Origin of the sequence: Spongiactinospora sp. 9N601 (genome assembly GCF_044326295.1) — a bacterium.
GTDB classification, from domain to species: domain Bacteria; phylum Actinomycetota; class Actinomycetes; order Streptosporangiales; family Streptosporangiaceae; genus Spongiactinospora; species Spongiactinospora gelatinilytica.
Map to the genome: position 1 here is coordinate 78,979 of NZ_JBIRBB010000025.1, position 19,152 is coordinate 98,130.

11 protein-coding genes and 1 pseudogene are annotated in these 19,152 nt (G+C 71.6%); 5 read left to right on the plus strand and 7 right to left on the minus strand.

The genetic code is table 11. The features are described from left to right. Positions 1–69: 69 nt before the first annotated feature. The gene (gene folP / locus ACH34R_RS40170) at positions 70–873 is read left to right on the plus strand and encodes a dihydropteroate synthase (RefSeq protein WP_397566871.1); all 804 of its coding nucleotides are present in this window, start codon (positions 70–72) and stop codon (positions 871–873) included. Between the two features lie 389 nt (positions 874–1,262). Here the strand turns inward: folP and ACH34R_RS40175 are convergent, their stop codons facing one another. The 4 genes from ACH34R_RS40175 to ACH34R_RS40190 all read right to left on the minus strand — a co-directional run bounded on the left by ACH34R_RS40175 (position 1,263) and on the right by ACH34R_RS40190 (position 5,469). Further along, on the minus strand, positions 1,263–2,738 hold the full coding sequence (locus tag ACH34R_RS40175) for an MFS transporter (RefSeq protein ID WP_397566860.1): 1,476 nt from the start codon (positions 2,736–2,738) through the stop codon (positions 1,263–1,265). A 205-nt stretch (positions 2,739–2,943) separates the two neighbouring features. Beyond that, on the minus strand, positions 2,944–3,498 hold the full coding sequence (locus ACH34R_RS40180; protein WP_397566861.1) for a TetR/AcrR family transcriptional regulator: 555 nt from the start codon (positions 3,496–3,498) through the stop codon (positions 2,944–2,946). 67 nt (positions 3,499–3,565) lie between these two features. After that, positions 3,566–5,071 carry an amidase gene (locus ACH34R_RS40185; RefSeq protein WP_397566862.1) on the minus strand — a complete coding sequence of 502 codons (1,506 nt, stop codon included), beginning with the start codon at positions 5,069–5,071 and terminating at the stop codon, positions 3,566–3,568. 50 nt (positions 5,072–5,121) lie between these two features. Beyond that, positions 5,122–5,469: a hypothetical protein gene (locus ACH34R_RS40190; protein WP_397566872.1), complete on the minus strand. Its 348-nt coding sequence runs from the start codon at positions 5,467–5,469 to the stop codon at positions 5,122–5,124. Between the two features lie 1,034 nt (positions 5,470–6,503). Here ACH34R_RS40190 and ACH34R_RS40195 point away from each other — a divergent pair. Both ACH34R_RS40195 and ACH34R_RS40200 read left to right on the plus strand, forming a co-directional pair. Then, positions 6,504–6,713 (plus strand): annotated as a pseudogene (locus ACH34R_RS40195) (helix-turn-helix domain-containing protein); the annotation flags it as partial. Between the two features lie 102 nt (positions 6,714–6,815). Beyond that, on the plus strand, positions 6,816–7,352 hold the full coding sequence (locus tag ACH34R_RS40200) for a hypothetical protein (protein ID WP_397566874.1): 537 nt from the start codon (positions 6,816–6,818) through the stop codon (positions 7,350–7,352). Between the two features lie 58 nt (positions 7,353–7,410). Here ACH34R_RS40200 and ACH34R_RS40205 read toward each other — a convergent pair whose 3' ends face one another. From ACH34R_RS40205 to ACH34R_RS40215, 3 genes are read right to left on the minus strand one after another with little or no spacing between them, the layout of a single operon-like run. After that, positions 7,411–9,342, minus strand: a complete 1,932-nt coding sequence (locus ACH34R_RS40205) for an ABC transporter ATP-binding protein (protein WP_397566863.1) — start codon at positions 9,340–9,342, stop codon at positions 7,411–7,413. Further along, positions 9,339–11,072: an ABC transporter ATP-binding protein gene (locus tag ACH34R_RS40210; RefSeq protein WP_397566864.1), complete on the minus strand. Its 1,734-nt coding sequence runs from the start codon at positions 11,070–11,072 to the stop codon at positions 9,339–9,341. The genes ACH34R_RS40205 and ACH34R_RS40210 overlap by 4 nt, the downstream gene beginning before the upstream one ends. Positions 11,073–11,084: 12 nt before the next feature. Further along, complete coding sequence (locus tag ACH34R_RS40215; RefSeq protein WP_397566865.1) at positions 11,085–12,101, minus strand: NAD-dependent epimerase/dehydratase family protein; 1,017 nt, start codon at positions 12,099–12,101, stop codon at positions 11,085–11,087. 214 nt (positions 12,102–12,315) lie between these two features. Here ACH34R_RS40215 and ACH34R_RS40220 point away from each other — a divergent pair, with 214 nt between their 5' ends. After that, complete coding sequence (locus tag ACH34R_RS40220) at positions 12,316–13,458, plus strand: glycosyltransferase family 4 protein (protein ID WP_397566873.1); 1,143 nt, start codon at positions 12,316–12,318, stop codon at positions 13,456–13,458. A 189-nt stretch (positions 13,459–13,647) separates the two neighbouring features. Then, on the plus strand, positions 13,648–19,119 hold the full coding sequence (locus tag ACH34R_RS40225; RefSeq protein ID WP_397566866.1) for a type I polyketide synthase: 5,472 nt from the start codon (positions 13,648–13,650) through the stop codon (positions 19,117–19,119). Positions 19,120–19,152: the final 33 nt, after the last annotated feature.

Sequence of the window (19,152 nt, forward strand, 5' to 3'; positions counted from 1 at the left end):
GATCGCGATCCGGGAGACACGGCTGTGGATCATCTTGCTCCATCGGGAGGGCCCTGGCGCCGGCCTCGGCTGGTAGGCATCGTCAACGTCACCGAGGACTCGTTCTCGGACGGTGGCAGGTTCCTGGCGCCGGAGGACGCGCTTGCGCAGGCTCGCCGACTGCACGCAGCGGGCGCCGACGTCATCGAGCTCGGGCCGGCCGCCAGTCATCCAGGAGCCGCGCACGTGACCGCCGCCGAGGAGGTACGGCGGTTGGACCCGATCCTGGACCGGTTGGTCGCCGCCGGGATTCCGGTGTCGGTCGACTCATACCAACCCCAGACCCAGCGGTTCGCCGCGGCCCGTGGTGCGACGTTTCTCAACGACATCCAGGGCTTCCCTGACCAGGGGCGGTACGAGGAGTTGGCCGACACGGGATGCCGTCTCGTCGTCATGCACTCGGTGCAGCGCCACGGCCCCGCAACCAAGGTGCGAACCGATCCGCAGACGGTTCTGGACGAATTGGTGCAGTTCTTCGACCGGCGGCTGCCCGCACTCCAAGCAGCACGCATCGACAACGAGCGGCTGATCATCGACCCCGGGCTCGGCTACTTCCTCGGCGACACACCGGAACCGTCGCTGACCGTCCTGGCCGAACTCCACGCGATCAGAGCCCGTTATGATGTGCCGATCATGGTCTCCCCGTCGCGGAAGTCGTTCCTCCGCGCGATCACCGGGCGGGATCTGTCAGGTATCGGGCCGGCCAGCCTGGCCGCAGAGCTGTACGCCGCCGGCCAAGGCGTCGACTTCATCCGGACCCACGATGTGGCCGCACTCCGAGACGCGCTCACTGTCTTTGCGGCCGTAGACCAGTACACAGGAGCCGGGCGATGACACGGTTCGTCCGATCCCGGCCGTCCTGGAGGACATGCTCCTGGTCGCGGGCGACACCGTCCTGGTCTCCGAGGCGTCGATCATTACCGGTACGGGGACGCTGTTCGAACACGCCGGTCTCGTGTGGGCGGCGTTCCGCGCGGCGATGAGCGCCTCGATACCGGCCAGGATGCGCTCCAGTCCGAATTGTGTTGGCCGTGCGCGGGGTGGCGAGAAAGGCGTCGGTGGCCGCGGCGAGGGTCATGTGCGTACCGCGCAGGGCGGCGATCTTCGGCGCGGTGCCCATGCCGGCCGTCGTGCGGCGTCCGCCGCGATGTACCGGATAACGTGCCGGAGTCGCACAGCGTCCTGGCGGGACGTTGTGCTGGGCGGTACGCTGCCACGATCGCTTACGTCTGGCCATCATGGAGTGGTTCGAGCTCAGAGCACCGGCTCGTGCCGGGGCGGGCTATTTCACGTGGAATGAGACGCAGGGCGGTCGCGGCTGCGATCAGGCACATGCCGATGGCGATGGCGATGGCTGCGAGGGTGCCCCGGTCGGGGTCTGTTGCGACGACCGCTCCGAGGAGGGCGACCCCGATTGCGCCGCCTGTCTGCCGAGCCGTGTTCAGGGCACTCGATCCCATGTTCTGGTGCCGGTCGGGGGCGAACGTCATGACGGCGAGCGTCTGGGAGGGCGCGGAGAGCCCCATACCGATGGAGAAGACGCAGAAGCCGGCCGCGATGAGTGGATACGGTGCGGAGGCGATGGTGAGAGGCGCGAGTCCGATGGCAGAGAGGGTCATTCCGGTGGCCAAGCCGGTACGCGGACCGAACGCGGTGATGAAACGGGCGCCGAGGAAGGCCGAGGCGAGGGTGGCGGCCACGGTCAAGGGGAGGAAGGCCGACCCGGTCTGCAAGGCGGAGTAGCCGCGTAGCTGCTGGAAGTTGAACGTGTAGACGATCAGCATCCCGTAGAGCGTGAAGTTGTACGTCGCACCGCCGAGCAGACCGGCGAGCACGGGACGCGCGGCGATGATGGCCGGGGGCAGGAGGACCTGCCGCCCGTCTCGCGCCCAGGAATGCTGCGCTGCGACGAACACGACGAGGGTCGCGGTGCCGCCCACGAGAGCGGTGAGCACGGCGGGGTCGAACCAGCCTGCGACACTCGACTCGACCAGCGCCCACACCATGGCGGCGAGGCCCACGATCGCGAGGGCCTGCCCGCGGATGTCGAACGACACGCGTTGCGGCGGAACCTCCGCCACGTACCGGGCGACAAGCCAGCCGGTGGCGGCGGCGACCGGGACGTTGAGCAGGAAGATGCTCCGCCAGCCGAGCGTGTCGACCAGCAGTCCACCGATGAACGGGCCGATCACGAAGCCGATACCCCCTACGCTCACCCAGGCCGAGACCGCTCTGGTGCGTTCGGCCGGCACGGTGAAGATGCGGGTGATCAGGGTCAGTGGTGCCGGGGCGAGGAGCGCCGCTCCCAGACCTTGGCAGGCGCGGCCAAGGACGAGCAGACCCGTATTGGGAGCGACAGTGCAGGCGATCGAGGCGACGGCGAACAGCCCCAGTCCGGTCAGGTAGCCGCGTCGGGCACCGATCCGATCTCCGAGCCGGCCGGCGGACAGTAGCAGAGCGGCGAACACGAGCGTGTAGGCGTCGATGGCCCACAGTCCGCCGGCCAGGCTTGCGTGCAGGTCGGCACGTATCACTGGGATCGCGACGTTGATGACGTTCGCTTCCATGATGATCAGAGCGGTGCCGAGACACAGGCCGGTGAGGCCCAGTGTCCGGCTGGTGGCAGAAGCAGGTGGTGGTCGCCGACTTTGGGCGGCGTCAGGTGACACGGTCACTCCGATGGGGGTATGGGAGAACACGCCTTGGCCGCGCGCCGAAGCCGGCGAAGGTCAGTGGGCGGAGAAGATTCCCGGTGCCTGTGGTGTCGCTACCCGATGGGGCTGTGGGTCGAGCGAGTAGCGGCTCTGCCCCGAGGGCCTACGCCGGACGACGTCTTGCGCACGGGAGGAGAAGGGCCTTCGAGCTTGTCGAGGGCCCTGGTCGATGGGTGGTGGTGCTCGGGGTTCAGTTCGCGCGCGGAGCGCTCGCCCGCAAGAGTGAGAGCACTCCCCTGATGGCGCGGTCGAAGGGCTCTACCGCCTGCGCCGCGCGGGCCAGGGCGTAGCCGCCCTGGATGACGGCGGCGATGGCGGAAGCGGTCTCGTCGATGTCCAGCTCGCCGGCGAATTCACCGGCCGCCACACCTTCGGCGACCGTGCGCCGGAGGTGTTCGTGCAGCACCTCGAAGGTCTCCCGGATCGGTGCGCGCAAGGTGTCGTCGGCCATGACCTCCGGATCGGCGGTGAGCCGTCCCACGCTGCACCCACGCAACACATCGCGTTCGCGCCCCAGATATCTCGTGACGCGTTCGAGCGCGGTGCCTTCCACGGCGAACGCCTCGGCGATCTGTTGTTGCATCAGTTCCGCACTGCGCTGCTCGGCCGCCAGCACCAGGTCCGGCTTGCCATCGAAGTGGTGGTACATGCTGCCCTGGCCGACGCCGGAGCGCGCCAGGATCGCGGTCGGACTGGTGCCGACGTAGCCGCGCTCCCACAGCAGTTGCCGCGTGCCCTCGATCAAGCGCTCCCGAGCGTTCGGTTTCATGGTGCCTCCCGGCAATGCGGTGCGGTGCCTGTCGCGGCCCGTATCACAGGGCCGGATGCCGCAGGTGCCAGTCCGTCTCACGCTGGTAGGCGTGGCCGAGCCGAATCAGTAGTTGTTCCTCGAACGGCCTACCGGCGAACTGGAACCCCAGCGGCATGTCATCCTCGCCGACACCGCCCGGCAGGGTGATGGTCGGGGCGCCGGCCATGTTGAACGGGGTGACGAAGCGGAGGAAGTCCGTCAGGGCTTCGGGGTCGGCATACAGCGCCTCCTTCTGCGCAAGCGTGAGGCTCGTGGTCGGCTGCACCGGAGCCAGCAGGACATCCACGTCGCACAGGGTACGCGCCAGTCCGCCGGTGAACGCGAGCCGCTGATGGTGCGCGTGCATCAGCTCGATCGCGGAGACGGTGTGGCCGTGCGTGATGAGCCCGGCGATCGAGCCGGGTGTGTCGGCCGGGCCGTATTCCGAGGCGCGCGAGGGATAGGTCGCCTGGTGGGCGATCGCGGCCTCCACACCGGCGTACCGGGGCCACATGGCATTGATGGTGCTGGTGTCAGGAAGGGTGACCTCGACGATCGTCGCGCCGAGGCGGCGCAGTACGGCGACGACGTCATCGAGCATGCCGATGGTCGCCTGGTCGACACGGGTCTCGTTGTAGGCGCGGTCCACTCCGATGCGTACCGGCCCGATCGGGGCGCCGAGGCCGGCCAGGTAGTCGGGCACCGGTACGCCGGCCGCGGTCGGGTCGTACGGGTCTGCCCCGGCGATCGCTCCCAGGATCGCGGCCACGTCCTGGGCCGAGCGTGCCATCGGGCCGACGTGGTCGAGGCTCGCGGCGAGCGCGAAGACCCCGTGCCTGCTCACCCGTCCCCACGTGGGTTTGATGCCGGTGAGGCCGTTGGCCGCCGACGGGTACCGGATCGACCCGCCGGTGTCGGTGCCCAGGGAACCGAAGGCGAGGCCGGCCGCCACCGCGACGCCGGAGCCGCTCGAAGAGGCACCGGACCAGTAGTCCGGGTTCCACGGGTTGCGGGGCGGTGTGACGGACGGGTGGTGCTCGGCGAATGCGCCTTCGGTGAGCTGTAGCTTTCCGAGCAGGATGGCCCCGGCTTGCGAAAGACGCTGGACGACTGTCGCGTCGTAGGCGGGCACGTAGCCGGAGCGGATCGTGGTGCCGGCCGCGGTGGCGATGCCGGCGGTGAAGCAGAGGTCTTTCACGGCGATCGGCACGCCGTGCAGGGGGCCTCGGTACCGGCCCGCTGCCAGCTCGGCCTCGGCGTTCCTGGCTTGAGCAAGGGCGACGTCCGCCGTCACCGTGGCGTAGCTGCGCAGCACCGGATCGACCTGGTCGATCCGGGCCAGCAGTGTCTCGGTCAACTCCACTGGCGTGAGTTCGCGTGCGCGTAGCTTCGCGGCGACTTCCAGCAGGCTTGCATAGTGCACTCGGCGCTCGTGTGCGGTGCAGGTGAGGGTCACAAAAGGCAGCATACATACTAGTATGTATGCTGTCGATGCCGGCAGCGCTGGACAGGGAAAGGCTGGGATCAAGGCAGCATCTCCACCCGAGGACTGGAAGCGGTCGGCCCTGTTCCCGGCGATCAGAGGCGTTCGTCGTTCAGGCGTCCCGTGATGGCCTCGTCCGGCCCGGGCCCCGATGTGGGGGAGGGCGCTGAGCGGCGTCGCGAGAGGCCGCCGGGGTGACCGCCGGCCGGCGGAGTGGTAAGGCGCTCGGCTGGGGTTTCCCAGCCGAGCGTTTTGCGTGGCCGGCCGGCCAGGGCCGGGGCGAGGTAGTGGTGAATCGTCGTAGAGATCGACTCGGTGGTCTCGTACGTCCATGCGGGAGTCGGCGTCGCCTCACCCCATCCGGTGAGCCCACCGGCGGTCACCTTCACCAGGACGCGTTCCGCGGGCCGGTCGGTGGTGGTGACGCGGCCACCCGGGAGAATGAATTCATGTCTATTTCTTTATGGTGGCCTGCCGAAAATAACATGAAGGGTGGAAATGGCGGAATTCATGGAATGAAACAAGTGTCGGGCGACCGTGGAAAGGTCGGCTGTTGACCTGGCTCAGGCGGCCGGGGAAAGGCTCTGTGCATCACGTGCGCTCGATGCACGACGGTGCTCGGCTTGGGCTGGATGTGACTCAGGGGGACGCCGTCGGGCCGTCCGGTGAATTCCGCCTACAGCTCGCTGACCTCGGCTCCACGGCCTCGGACGGACTTCTGAAGACCCTGCTGGAGTCGGCGTCCTCGGCGTCCGGGCTTCGCAGGCGCGAGCCGAGTTCGCTGTCGGGCCGGGTGGTGAATACCCCCGCGTCGCCTATCCGTGGTTTTCCGGTTGAGTTCGGGTGTAGCGGCCGTTGATCGGCGCGGGGGTGTGCCGGCGAGACCGGTGGTTCGATCTGCTTCCGCCTCCCCGGCGGCGAGGGTGTGCCTTTGCGGGCGGGCGGGACGTCGCAGGGCGTCCTTAAGGGGGTCCGGGCGCCCCCATTGGCACGTGCCAAAACCCTAGGCGGGTACCTTCGCCGGTAAATCCACACTTCCACGCGACTGCTGAACGCGTTCAGTTCATATGTCGTCGAGGTCCCGGCAATGCCTACAGCATCACCCGGAGAATTTTTGAAAATTCTACAGTTTGTTGAAGGGTTGGGCGAGGAAGCTCGTGCGTGGTCACCTGGTCGTTTGGCGCTTGTGTGCTACAGTCCGGTTTGGCATAGTGGTCAATGCGTACCGCATAACGCGAGGAATGCTCGTGTAAGCGACCGGCCGACGGGGGCTTGTGGTGGACCATGACTGAGTATGCACGTTGTTCGCTGCGGAGTCGCGACTTCGGAGGTTGCAAACGTGGTGGCCGGTTGTGGCGTTATTCTTCCGGGCGACCGGTCTGGCCTGCCCATGTCCCATCGACGTCGCAGGACGCTTCCAGGCGAGGCAGATTTCCGCGCGGTTGTGCCGGCCGGCGCATGGAAGGATCTGCGTTAGATGGAAATACCGGAGGTATTAGAAAGTCACGCTAGTTCAGATGGCGATTTCGCCGCGCTGCTCAGGACGCTTCGTATGCGTGCCTGCCTTACTCAGGAGGAATTGGCCGAGCGTTCCGGCCTGAGTATTCGCGCGATTTCTGATCTGGAACGTGGCAGAACGGTCAAGCCTCATCGAAATTCAGTGAGGCTGCTCGCCCGCGCGCTGCGCATAGAAGGCGAGTTTCTGGAGCTGTTTCGGCGGACGGCCCGGTACCGGGTCGGCGCCGGGCCGCGGAAATCGGTGGGGCCACCCCGAATCCCCCATTCCGTGGTGAGTGCTTTCCCCGACCCGTCGGACACCGGCCTGTCCGCGCTCATCGAGTGGATGCGGCAGGTGTTGATCGAGGAGCCGTCCAGGCAGGCCGCGCACGCAGCCGGTCCGCTCGCTCCCCGGCTGGTCGAACTCGTCGGGAGCCAGGGGCCCGGCAAGATCGCCCTGGCGGTCCAGGCCGCGGCCCGCTTCCGCCCGTACTTTCCCGACGGCCAGTTCTACGTGCACGCCGAGGCCGACGCGCACGGCCCGGACGGGCTGGTCGGCCGGCTCCTGCGCGTCTTCGAGATCGAACCCGCACGTCATGGGACTCTGGAGGAACAGACCGGATGGCTCCGCACGACGCTTCGATCCCGGCAGGCGCTGCTCGTACTCGACAACGTGAAGGAGGCGGCGCAGGTACGTCCGCTGCTGACGAGCGGTGGCGCGAGTGCGATCATCGTGTTGACCCCGCGCCGGCTGGCGGCCCTGGAGGGCGTCTGGACGATCGACGCGGGCGACTCCGCGCCGGTCGACGCGTGCAGCGGCGTACTGTGACCAGGCCCGTGCGGGTGGCCGCGCCGCGGCCGTGGCCGGCCGTCCACCTGCATCCACCTCATCCTCCGAACTGATGACGGCTCCGATCTGAGGGTTCACCGGTCGCCCGCGCGAACTGCGCTTCGTGCAGCAGGTAGTACGCTCCGCGCGCGGCGAGCAGCTCGGCGTGTCCGCCCTGCTCGACGATACGTCCCTGCTCCATCACCAAGATCAGGTCGGCGTCGAGGATGGTGGACAGCCGGTGCGCGATCACGAAGCTGGTCCGTCCCGAACGAAGCGTGCTCATCGCGCGCTGCACCAGCACCTCGGTGCGGGTGTCCACCGAACTGGTGGCCTCGTCCAGGATCAGCAGCGCCGGATCGGCGAGGAACGCGCGGGCGATGGTGATCAGCTGTCTCTCACCGGCACTGACGTTGTCGCCGTCGGCGTCGATGACGGTGTCGTACCCGTGGGGCAGGCTGTGCGCGAAGCGGTCCACGAAGGCCGCCCGGGCGGCGGCGGAGATCTCCGCCTCGCCGGCGCCCGGGCGTCCGTAGGCGATGTTGTCCCGGATGGTGCCGCCGAACAGCCAGGTGTCCTGGAGGACCATGCCGATCTTGCTGCGGAGGGCGTCCCGGCGCATCTCGGTGATGTCGACGCCGTCGAGTGTGATGCGCCCGGACCCGACCTCGTAGAAGCGCATGATCAGGTTGACCAGCGTGGTCTTGCCCGCGCCGGTCGGGCCGACGATCGCCACCGTCTGTCCCGGTTCGGCCACCAGCGACAGGTCCTCGATCAGCGGCTCGTCCGGCCGGTACCGGAAGGACACCCGCTCGAACGCGACGCGCCCCTTCACCGGGCCGTGCCGTACCGGGACCAGCGGGTCGGGCCGCTCGTCGGGCGCGTCCAGCAGCTCGAAGACCCGCCCCGCCGAGGCCAGGCCGGATTGGAGCAGGTTCGCCACCGACGCGACCTGCGACAGCGGCGAGGTGAACTGACCGGTGTACTGGATGAACGCCTGCACGTCGCCCAGCGTCATCGAGCCCGACGCCACGCGCAGGCCGCCGACCACGGCGATGGCCACGTAGCCGAGATTCCCGATGAACATCATCGCCGGCATGATCACGCCCGACATGAGCTGGGCGCCGAAGCCGGCCCGGAACATCTCGTCGTTCTTCGCCGCGAACGCCGCCTCGACCTCGGCCCGGCGGCCGAAGACCTTGACCAGCTCGTGCCCGGTGAACGCCTCCTCGACCAGCGCGTTGACCTCGCCGGTGGCCGCCCACTGGGCGTCGAAGTGCGGCCGGGAGCGCGTCGCGATCCACTTGGTGACCAGTACCGACAGCGGGACCGTCACCAGGGAGATGACCGCGAGCAGCGGCGACACGACGAACATCATGGTCAGCACGCCGATCACGGTCAGCACCGCGGTGAGCATCTGGTTGAGCGTCTGTTGCAGGCACTGGGTGACGTTGTCGATGTCGTTCGTCACCCGGCTGAGCAGTTCGCCGCGCGGCCGGTCGTCGAAGTACGCCAGCGGCAGCCGGTTGATCTTCGCTTCGACGTCGGCGCGGAGCCGCCGGACCGTACGGTGCACCAGACCGTTGAGCAGGACCCCCTGCACCCCGTTCAGCGCGCTCGCGCCCGCGAACAGCGCCAGTGCCAGCAGCACGACCTGGCCCAGCCAGGCGAAGTCGATGCCCGCGCCCGGGACCACGCCCATGCGGACGAGCATGGCGGCCACGTTGTGCTCGTCGTCCGCGCGCAGTCCGGCGACGACCTGGTCCAGGCTCGCGCCGGCGGGCAGACTCCTGCCGATCACGCCGGAGAAGACGATGTCCGTGGCGTGCCCCAGGATCCTCGGGCCGATGACGCCCAGCGTGACGCCCGCCACCGCCATCCCGATGATCGCCACCAGGTGGAGCCGGTGCGGCGCGAGCCTGCGGACCAGCCGCCCGGCGACCGGCCCCGGTGCCTCCCGCCCGGCCTTGCCGGCATCCGGCCCGCTCATGCCAGCGGTCCGGTCGCGAGCTGGGACGCCACGATCTCGGCGTACGTCCGGCAGCTTTCCAGCAACTCGGCGTGTCGCCCGATTCCCGCGACGGCACCGTCCTCCAGGACCACGATCTGGTCGGCGTCCGCGATAGTGGACACCCGCTGGGCCACGATGACGACCGCCGCGCCGGCGGTGACGGGCCGCAGCGCGGCGCGCAGCCGGGCGTCGGTGCGGTAGTCGAGCGCCGAGAAGGCGTCGTCGAACAGGTAGATGTCCGGCCGCTTCACCACCACGCGGGCGATGGCCAGCCGTTGCCGCTGACCGCCGGAGACGTTGGTGCCGCCCTGCGCGATGGGGGCGTTCAGACCTTCGGGCATGGCCGCGACGAACTCGCGCGCCTGGGCGATCTCCAGGGCGGCCCACAGCTCGTCGTCCGTGGCGTCCGGCCGGCCGTACCGCAGGTTGGTGGCGACGGTACCGGAGAACAGGTACGGCCGCTGCGGCACCAGCCCGATCCGGCTCCACAGGAACTCCATGTCCAGGTCGCGGACATCGGCGCCGTCGATGAGCACCGCGCCGCCGCTCGCGTCGATCAGCCGGGGGACCAGTGACAGCAGGGTCGTCTTGCCCGCGCCGGTGCCGCCGATGACGGCGGTGGTGCGCCCGGCCTCCGCCCGGAAGCCGATGTCGCGCAGCACCGGCTCGGCGGCGCCCGGATATTGGAACCGGACGGCGCGCAGCTCCAGGTCGCCCGGTCCGGACGGCCCGGCCGCCGGCCGCACCGGCGGGGCCACCGATGATGGCGTGTCCAGCACCTCCATGATCCGCTCCGCGCAGGCCGCCGCCCGCGGCACCATCAGCAGCATGAAGGTCGCCATCAGCACTGACATGAGGATCTGGAGGAGGTAGCTGAGGAAGGCGGTCAGCGACCCGACCTGGATCGCCCCGGCCTCCACCCGCGCCGCGCCGAACCACACGACGGCCACGCTGGACACGTTCAGGACCAGCAGCACGATCGGGAAGATCAGCGTCATCAACCGGCCCGCGCGCAGCGCGGCGAGGGTCAGGTCGGCGTTCGTCCGGCCGAAGCGGTCGGTCTCATACGACTCCCGCACGAATGCCCGCACCACCCGGATGCCGGTGAGCTGCTCGCGCAGCACCCGGTTGACGCCGTCGATGAGCGTCTGCATCAGCCGGTACTGCGGGATCAGGCGCCGGGCGACCAGCAGGACGGCGACGGCGAGCACGGCCACGGCGAGCACCATCAGCCAGGTGAGTCCCACGTCCTCGCGGACTGCCATGATCACCCCGCCCACGCACATCAGCGGCGCGGCGACGAACATCGTGCACATCATCAGCACGAGGTTCTGCACCTGCTGCACGTCGTTGGTGTTGCGGGTGATCAGCGAGGCGGTCCCGAAGCGGGCCATCTCGCGGCCGGAGAACTCGCCGACCCGCCGGAAGATCGCCGCGCGGAGCTCCCGCCCGAACCCCATCGCGGCGCGGGCGCCGATGTGGACCGCCGATACCAGGCAGACCGCCTGGAGCGCGGCGACCAGGAGCATCCAGCCGCCGGTGCCGAGGATGTAGGGGACGTCGCCGGTGGCCACGCCCCGGTCGATGATGCCCGCGCTAAGGCTGGGCAGGTTCAGAGCCGCGACCGCGCCCACGAGCTGGAGCGACACCACGGCCGCGATCGGCCGCGCGTGGCGGGCGAGGTGGGTGCGCAGGAGTCTGGCCAGCATCGGAGGTCCCGGCTATTCCGCTCTCGCGGCGCGTGCCGTCATGACGGGGCCGCCGCCCGGCGGGGAAAGAGGCCGGTCGGGCTCACGGCCGCAGGCGTGGTCCTCCCACAGTTCCTTGATCCCGTCGTTCAGGTCGTACCTGGGCGACCAGTCCAGTAGCAGCCGGGCCCGGTCGATGCGCATCCGCTGCCAGGTGGTCTCCTCCGTGGCCGGCTCGGTCTCGACCAGCTCGGCCGGCACGCCGCTGACCTCGATGAGCCGCTGGACCATCTCCCGGGCGCTGGTCGCCTCGCCGGTGCCGATGTTGAAGACGCGGGCGGGGAGCTCCGGGATCGTCGCCGCGGTCACGATCGCCTCCACGGCGTCGGACAGGTTGACGAAGTCGCGCAGCGCGCCGAGCGACTTCATCCGCAGCACCGCCGTCCGGCCCTCCCGGCTCGCCGCCGACAGCTCGGCCGCCACCACGCCGAGCAGGCTCGCGGGCGGCTGCCTGGCGCCGGTGATGTTGCCGGCCCGCAGCGTGACGCCGTCCACGACGCCCTCCTCGGTGGCCCGGGCGACGGCCAGCGCGCACTCCAGCTTCACCCGGGCGTAGGCGTTGACCGGCCGGGGCTCGTCGTCCTCGGACATCGAGACGCCGACGGGGGCGATGCCGTACTCGTGGACGCTGCCGAACTGCACCATCCGCGGCCGGTGCGGCAGCGACCCGGCCGCCGCGAGCACCTTCTCGACGAGCGTGAGGTTGGCCCCGGCCATCTGGTCGTCCTTGAGACCCCACATGCCGCCCGCGGTGTTGACGATCACGTCGCAGGGGCTCAGCAATCCGGCGACGGCGCCGACATCGGCCGTGGCGAGGTCCAGCATCCGCACCGGCTGCGCGCCGCCGTCCTCGTGCCGCGCCACCCGCACCACCTCGTGGCCGAGTGCGGTGAGGGCGGCACTGAGCCGCCGTCCGACGAAACCCGTCCCGCCGAGTACGGCGATGCGAAGTATCCGCGCGGGTGTGAGTGTCCCGGCATCCCTGTCCATTCGGTTGCTTCCCGTCTTCCGGCATGTCGGCAGGAATGCCGTGCAGTTCTCCAGGAATGATGGTCGGCCGGTGCGTGCGGAACCAGGCAGAAACGATGGATAAAATGCCCTGGGAAATCATCCTCTTGTCCGCCCGGCGGCCGTGTATATGATGCCGGAATGCTTTTTCCGTACCGGCGCGCAAGCGCGGCCCGATGACGCGGGCCGGTTGACGATGCCGCGCACCCTGCTGGTGACTCACGACTTCCCTCCCACGCCGGGAGGCATCCAGGCGTTCGTGCACAACCTCGCCGTCCGCCAGCCGGCCGGGTCGGTGGTCGTCTACACCACCGCCGCGCCCGGGGCGGCCGACTTCGACCGGCAGCAGCCGTTCGAGATCGTCCGTGCGGACACCCGGATGCTGCTGCCGGTGTCCGCGGTGACCCGCCAGGCGGCGGACATCGCGCGGGCGACCGGGTGCGACGCGGTGTGGTACGGCACGGCCGCGCCGCTCGGGGTGATGACGGCGGAGCTGCGGAGCCGGACCGGGATCGGTCGTGCGGTGGCGCTGACCCACGGGCGCGACATCGCCTGGGCCGCCCTGCCGGGCGCGCGGTCGGTGCTGCGCCGCGTCGGCCGCGTCGTTGACGTGGTCACCTACCTGGGCGAATACACCCGCAGCCGGCTCGCCCGGGTGCTGCCCCGCCTGGAACGGCTCACCCCGGGGGTCGATTCCGGCGTCTACCACCCCGGGGCGGACGGCTCGGCCGTGCGCCGCCGGTACGGCCTCGGCGACCGGCCGGTGGTGGTGTGCGTGTCCCGGCTGATCCCGCGTAAGGGGCAGGACGCCTTGATCCGGGCGATGCCGCTGGTCCGCAGGTCGGTGCCGGACGCCGTGCTGCTGATCGTCGGCGACGGCCCCGACCGGGCGCGGCTGGCCAAGGTCGCCCGGGACGCCGCGGTGTCCGACGCGGTCGTGTTCACCGGCGCGGTGCCGTGGGCGGAGCTGCCCGCCCACTACGCGGCGGGGAACGTCTACGCGATGCCGTGCCGTACCCGCCGGGCCGGGCTCGACGTCGAGGGCCTGGGCATCGTCTATCTGGAGGCGTCGGCCTGCGGGCTGCCGGTCGTGGCGGGCGACTCGGGCGGCGCGCCCGACGCCGTGCTGGACGGCGAGACCGGATACGTCGTGGACGGCCGGGACCTCCCGGTGATCGCCGGTCGGCTGGTGGCGCTGCTCTCCGACCCCGCGCTCGCCGCCCGGCTCGGGCGCGCCGGGCGGGCCTGGGTCGAGGCGGAGTGGGGCTGGGACCGGCAGGCGGCCCGCCTCACCGAGCTGCTGTCCGGCGACCCGGCCCCGCGCGGCCCCGCCGCCTGACCACTCTGGTTCCGCCGGCGATTCTGCCGGGATTTCTGCCGGAATTCCGCTGGAAGTGATTGTCGGCAGAAGGCGGCAATGGCCCGGGGAAACCGCCGCTGAAACCGCCTGGAGGATGCCTGTCGGCCTCCTGATGATGGTGACGTTTGATTGGGCGGATCTCAGGCAGGTCGGTCGGGAGACTCAACATTGATCGACGAACAGAAATATGTCGCCTATCTCCGCCGTGCGACGGGTGAAATCAAGGATCTGCGCCGGCGGCTCCACGAGGCGGAAAGCCGCGATCAGGAGCCGATCGCGATCGTCGGCATCGGCTGCCGCTATCCGGGCGGGGTGGGCTCGCCCGCCGACTTCTGGACGCTGGTGTCCCGGGGCGTCGACGCGGTGACGGAGTTCCCGCGCGACCGTGGCTGGGACGTCGCCGCCGTCTACGACCCCGATCCCGAGGCCCCGGGCAAGAGCTACACGCGGCACGGCGGCTTCCTGGCCGACGCCGCAATGTTCGACGCCGACCACTTCGGGATCAGCCCGCGCGAGGCACTGTGGATGGACCCGCAGCACCGGCTGCTGCTGGAGTGCTCCGCCGAGGCGATCGAACGCGCCGGGCTCGATCCCGGCGCCCTGCGCGGCAGCCCGACCGGCGTGTTCACCGGCGTGATGGCCAACGGTTCGGCCGCCCAGATGAGCAGCCTCGCCTCCGGGCGGGTGGCGTACGCGTTCGGCCTGGAGGGCCCGGCGATCACCGTGGACACGGCGTGCTCGTCATCGCTGGTGGCCGTCCACCTGGCAGGTCAGGCGCTCAACGCGGGTGACTGCTCGCTGGCGCTCGCGGGCGGCGCGACGGTGATGACCACGCCGGGCCTGTTCGTCGACTTCAGCAGGCAGCGCGGGCTGTCTCCGGACGGCCGGTGCAAGTCGTTCGCCCGGGCCGCGGACGGCACCGGCTTCGCCGAAGGGGTCGGCGTGCTGGTGCTGGAACGGCTCGCCGACGCCCGCCGCAACGGTCACCCCGTGCTGGCCGTCATCCGGGGCTCCGCGGTCAACCAGGACGGCCGGTCCAACGGTCTCACCGCCCCCAACGGCCCGTCCCAGCGGCGGGTGATCCGGCAGGCGATGAGCGCGGCTCGGCTCTCGGCGGCCGACGTGGACGTGGTCGAGGCGCACGGCACCGGCACCACCCTCGGCGACCCGATCGAGGCGCAGGCCGTCCTGGCGACCTACGGGCAGGACCGGCCCGCCGACCGGCCGGTGCTGCTCGGGTCGGTCAAGTCGAACTTCGGCCACACCCAGGCGGCGGCGGGCGTGGCCGGTGTGATCAAGATGGTGCTGGCGATGCGGCACGGCACCGTGCCGCCCACCCTGCACGTGGACTCCCCCTCGCCGCACGTGGACTGGTCGGACGGCCGGCTCGAACTGGTCACCGCCCCGGCCCCGTGGCCGGAGACGGGCCGCCCGCGCCGCGCCGCCGTGTCCTCGTTCGGGCTGAGCGGCACCAACGCGCACCTCATCCTCGAACACGTGCCGGAACCCGCCCCCGCCCCGGCGGTCCCGGGCGCGGTGCCGTGGGTCCTGTCGGCGCGGACGGACGAGGCACTCCGCGTCCAGGCCGGGCGGCTGCGCACCTACCTTGCGGCCGACCCCGCGGCCGACCCCGCTGCGGTGGGGGTGGCGCTGACGAGGCGGCCCGCGATGGCGTGCCGGGCGGCGGTGCTCGCCACCGACCGCGCCGACCTGCTGCGCGGCCTCGGCGCGCTGGCCGACGGCGAGCCCGATCCCGCCGTGGTCCGGGGCGTGCCGTCCCCCGGCGGCCTGGCCTGGATGTTCTCCGGCCAGGGGGCGCAGCGCGCGCAGATGGGCCGGGAGCTTCACCTGGCGTTCCCCGCGTTCGCCGAGGCGTTCGACGCGGCCTGCGCCGCACTGGACGAGCACATGGACCGGCCGGTGAGGTCGGTGGTGTTCGCCCGCCCGGACACCGCGGAGGCACGGCTGCTCGACCGCACCGACTACACCCAGGCGGCCACCTTCGCCCTGGAGGTCGCGCTGTTCCGGCTGGCCGAGGGCTTCGGCGTACGGCCCGCGTTCCTCATCGGGCACTCCGTCGGCGAACTGGCCGCCGCGCACGTGGCCGGGGTGTTCTCCCTCGCCGACGCCGCCCGGGTGGTGGCCGCCAGGGGCCGGTTGATGAGCGCGCTGCCCGACGGCGGGGCGATGGCCGCCGTCGCGGTGACCGAGGAGTGGATGCGCGACCTCATCGCCGAACTCGGCGTCGACGTCAGCGTGGCGGCGGTGAACGGCCCGTCCGCCGTGGTGATCTCCGGCGACCTGACGTACGTCACCAAGATCGTCGCCGAGTGCCGGGCCCAGGGAATCCGCACCAAGCCGCTGCGCGTCTCGCACGCCTTCCACTCCTCGCGGATGGAACCCATACTGGCCGAGTTCGCCCGCGTGCTCGCCGCCGTGGACGCCGCGCCGCCGCGCGTCCCGATGGTCTCGAACGTGACCGGGACCGGGCTCACCGGCGAGCAGGCGTGCTCGCCGGAGTACTGGCTGTCGCACGTGCGGGAGACCGTCCGCTTCGCCGACGGCCTGCGGTGGCTGCGTGCCCAGGGCGTCACCCGGTTCGTCGAGCTGGGACCGGACGGCGCGCTCACCGTCGCCGCCCGGGACACCCTGGACGACCGGGCCGACCTGGTCATGGCCACGCTGTTGCGTAACCGCCCCGAGACCGAGACCGTCACCGCGGCCCTGGGCGCGCTGCACGCCCATGGTGACGCCGTGGACTGGACGGCCGTGCACGCGGGCCGTCCGGTGCCCCACCTGGACCTGCCGACCTACCCATTCCAGCGGCGGAGGTACTGGGTCGCCGAGACGGGCGCCCACGATCCGGGAAGGCTCGGGCTGACCGGGCTGAGCCACCCGCTGCTCGGCGCCGCCGCCGACATCCCGTCCTCCGGAGGGGCGCTTTTCACCGGGCGTCTGTCGCCGGACACCCACCCGTGGCTCGCCGACCACGCCGTGGGGGGAACCGCGCTGGTGCCGGGCACCGCGTTCGTCGAGCTCGCCGCGTGGACCGGCGAACGGCTCGGCCCGGTCGCGGTGCGCGACCTCACCCTGCACGCCCCGCTGCCGCTCCTCCCGGACGCGCCGGTGCACCTGCGGCTCGTCGTGGAGGCTGTGGACGACAAGGGCCGCCGGGCGGTCGGCGTGTACTCCCGGCCGGAGCACGGCGACGCGGAGGAGCCGTGGGTCTGTCACGCCTCCGGCACGCTCGCGGGCGGCCCGCACGTCGCGGGTGCGGCCATGCCCGGCGAATGGCCGCCCGCCGGGGCGACCGAGATCGGCCACGCCGATGCCTACGAGCGCCTGGCCGGCTACGGATTCGACTACGGGCCCGCCTTCCAGGGACTGCGCGCGGTGTGGCGGCGCGGCGAGGAGGTGTTCGCCGAGGTCGCGCTCGCCGACGACCAGGACGCCGGGGCCTACGCCGTCCATCCGGCGCTGTGGGACGCGGCCGTGCAGGCGATCGCGGTGTCCCGCTTCGGCGAGACCGAGGAGGAGCAGCCCGCCCGCCTGCCGTCCGCCTGGCAGGGCGTGTCGGTGCACGCGACCGGTGCCCGCGCGCTGCGGGTCAGGATCGCCCCCGCCGGGATCCGGGACGAGGTGTCGCTGACCGCCGTCGACCCGGCGGGGGGCCCCGTGCTCACCGTGGACGCGCTGCGCCTGCGCGAGGTCTCGCCCGATCAGCTCGCGTTCGGCGACCCGGCCAAGGACGCGCTGTTCACCGTCGAGTGGACGCCGGTGACACCCGCGCCGGACGAGCCGCGCGGCGGCTGGGCCGTGGTCGGCCCCGACGACGTACGGCTGTCCGCCGCCCTGCGCTCGGCCTTCGGGGACGGCCGCTGGCACGCCGACCTCGAATCGCTGCGGGCCGCCGTGTCGCCGGACGGCCCCGCTCCCGGGCTGGTGGTCGTGTCCGGCGATCCGGCGGCCGAGCCGGGTTCGGCGGGCGCGCTCCGCGCGACCGCCACGACGCTGGCGCTGCTCCGGGAATGGACGGCGGACGAGCGTTTCGCCGGCTCCCGCCTGCTGATCGCGACCAGGGACGCGGTGGCGGCGCGCGGGCCCGCGCGGAACCTGGCCGGCGCGGCGGTGTGGGGCCTGGTGCGTTCGGCGCAGATCGAGCATCCGGGCCGCTTCGCGCTGGTGGACCTGGACGACGTGGACGCGTCCTTCCGCGCCCTGCCCGCGGTGGCCTTGGCGGACGAGCCGCAGCTCGCGATCCGGGACGGCGAGCCGCTCGCGCCGCGGCTGGCCCGCCTCGCGGCGCCGCCCGCCGTACCGGCCGCGTTCGACCCGGAAGGGACGGTCCTGATCACCGGCGGCACGGGCGCGCTGGGCACGGCCGTGGCCCGGCACCTGGTGACCGCGCACGGCGTACGCCGCCTGCTGCTGCTCAGCCGGAGCGGGGCGGTGCCGGACGGGGTGGCGGCGGAGCTGGCCGCGGCGGGCGCGCACGTGACGGCCGTCGCCTGCGATGCCGCCGACCGCGCCGCGCTGGGCAGGGTGCTGGACGGCATCCAGGACACGCACCCGCTGACGGGCGTCGTCCATGCCGCCGGCGTCGTGGACGACGGCGTCATCGAGACGCTGACCCCTGCGCACCTTGCCGAGGTGTTCCGCCCCAAGGTGGACGCCGCCTGGCATCTGCACGAGCTGACCAAGGACCTGGACCTGCGGGCGTTCGTCCTGTTCTCCTCGCTCGCCGGCACCCTCGGCAGCGCCGGGCAGGCCAACTACGCGGCGGCCAACGGGTTCCTGGACGCCCTCGCCGCGCTCCGCCGGGCGGACGGCCTGCCCGCCATGTCCGTGGCCTGGGGGCCATGGGCGGGCGACGGCATGGCGGGCCGGGTCGCCGCCACCGACCGGGCCAGGCTCACCCACGCCGGGCTGACCGCGATGCCGTCCGGCGAGGCGCTCGCCCTTCTCGACCGTGCCACGGGCGCGGGCGAGCCCGCGGTCGTCGCGGCCCACCTGGACCTCCGGGCCATGCGGCGGGTGTTCACCGCGTTCGACCGGCTGCCGCCGCTGCTGCGCGGCCTGATCAGGATGCCGAGGCCCCGGGCGGGCGCGTCCGGCGGCCGGGCGGAGGCGCTGCGCGCCCGGCTGGGCGGGCTCACCGGCGCGGCCCGCGAGCGCGAGGCGCTGGATCTGGTCCGCGAGCACGTCGCCGCAGTGCTGGGGCACGCCGCTCCGGCCTCCGTGGCCGTGGACCGGGGGTTCCTGGACATGGGCATGGACTCGGTGATGGCCGTGGAGCTGCGCAACCGCCTGGACGCCGTCACCGGGCTGCGTCTGTCCTCCACGGCCATCTTCGACCATCCCACGCCGAAGGCCCTGGCGGACCACGTCCTCGCCGGGCTGCTGCCCCCGGCGGACCAGTCCGGGCCGGAACCCGACGACGCCGTGATCCGGCGGCTGCTCGCCACCGTACCGGTGGACCGGCTGCGTGCCGCCGGGCTGCTGGACCCGCTGCTCGGGCTGGCCGTCCCGGGCGAGGAGACCGCCGAGCCGCCGGACGGCGCAGCGGCGATCAAGGACATGGCCGCCGAAGACCTCGTGCGGCTGGCACTCGGCCGCAGCGGTTCCCCGGCCGCAGGCTGAACCCTCCGCGGCGAATCCCGCGGTGACTAAGGA

What these genes read in the sequence shown, in the direction of transcription:
- ACH34R_RS40205 (WP_397566863.1), bottom strand. Translation starts at nt 9,342, where the DNA reads ATGAGCGGGCCGGATGCCGGCAAGGCCGGGCGGGAGGCACCGGGGCCG.
- ACH34R_RS40210 (WP_397566864.1), bottom strand. Translation starts at nt 11,072, where the DNA reads ATGCTGGCCAGACTCCTGCGCACCCACCTCGCCCGCCACGCGCGGCCG.
- ACH34R_RS40215 (WP_397566865.1), bottom strand. Translation starts at nt 12,101, where the DNA reads ATGGACAGGGATGCCGGGACACTCACACCCGCGCGGATACTTCGCATC.
- ACH34R_RS40220 (WP_397566873.1), top strand. Translation starts at nt 12,316, where the DNA reads ATGCCGCGCACCCTGCTGGTGACTCACGACTTCCCTCCCACGCCGGGA.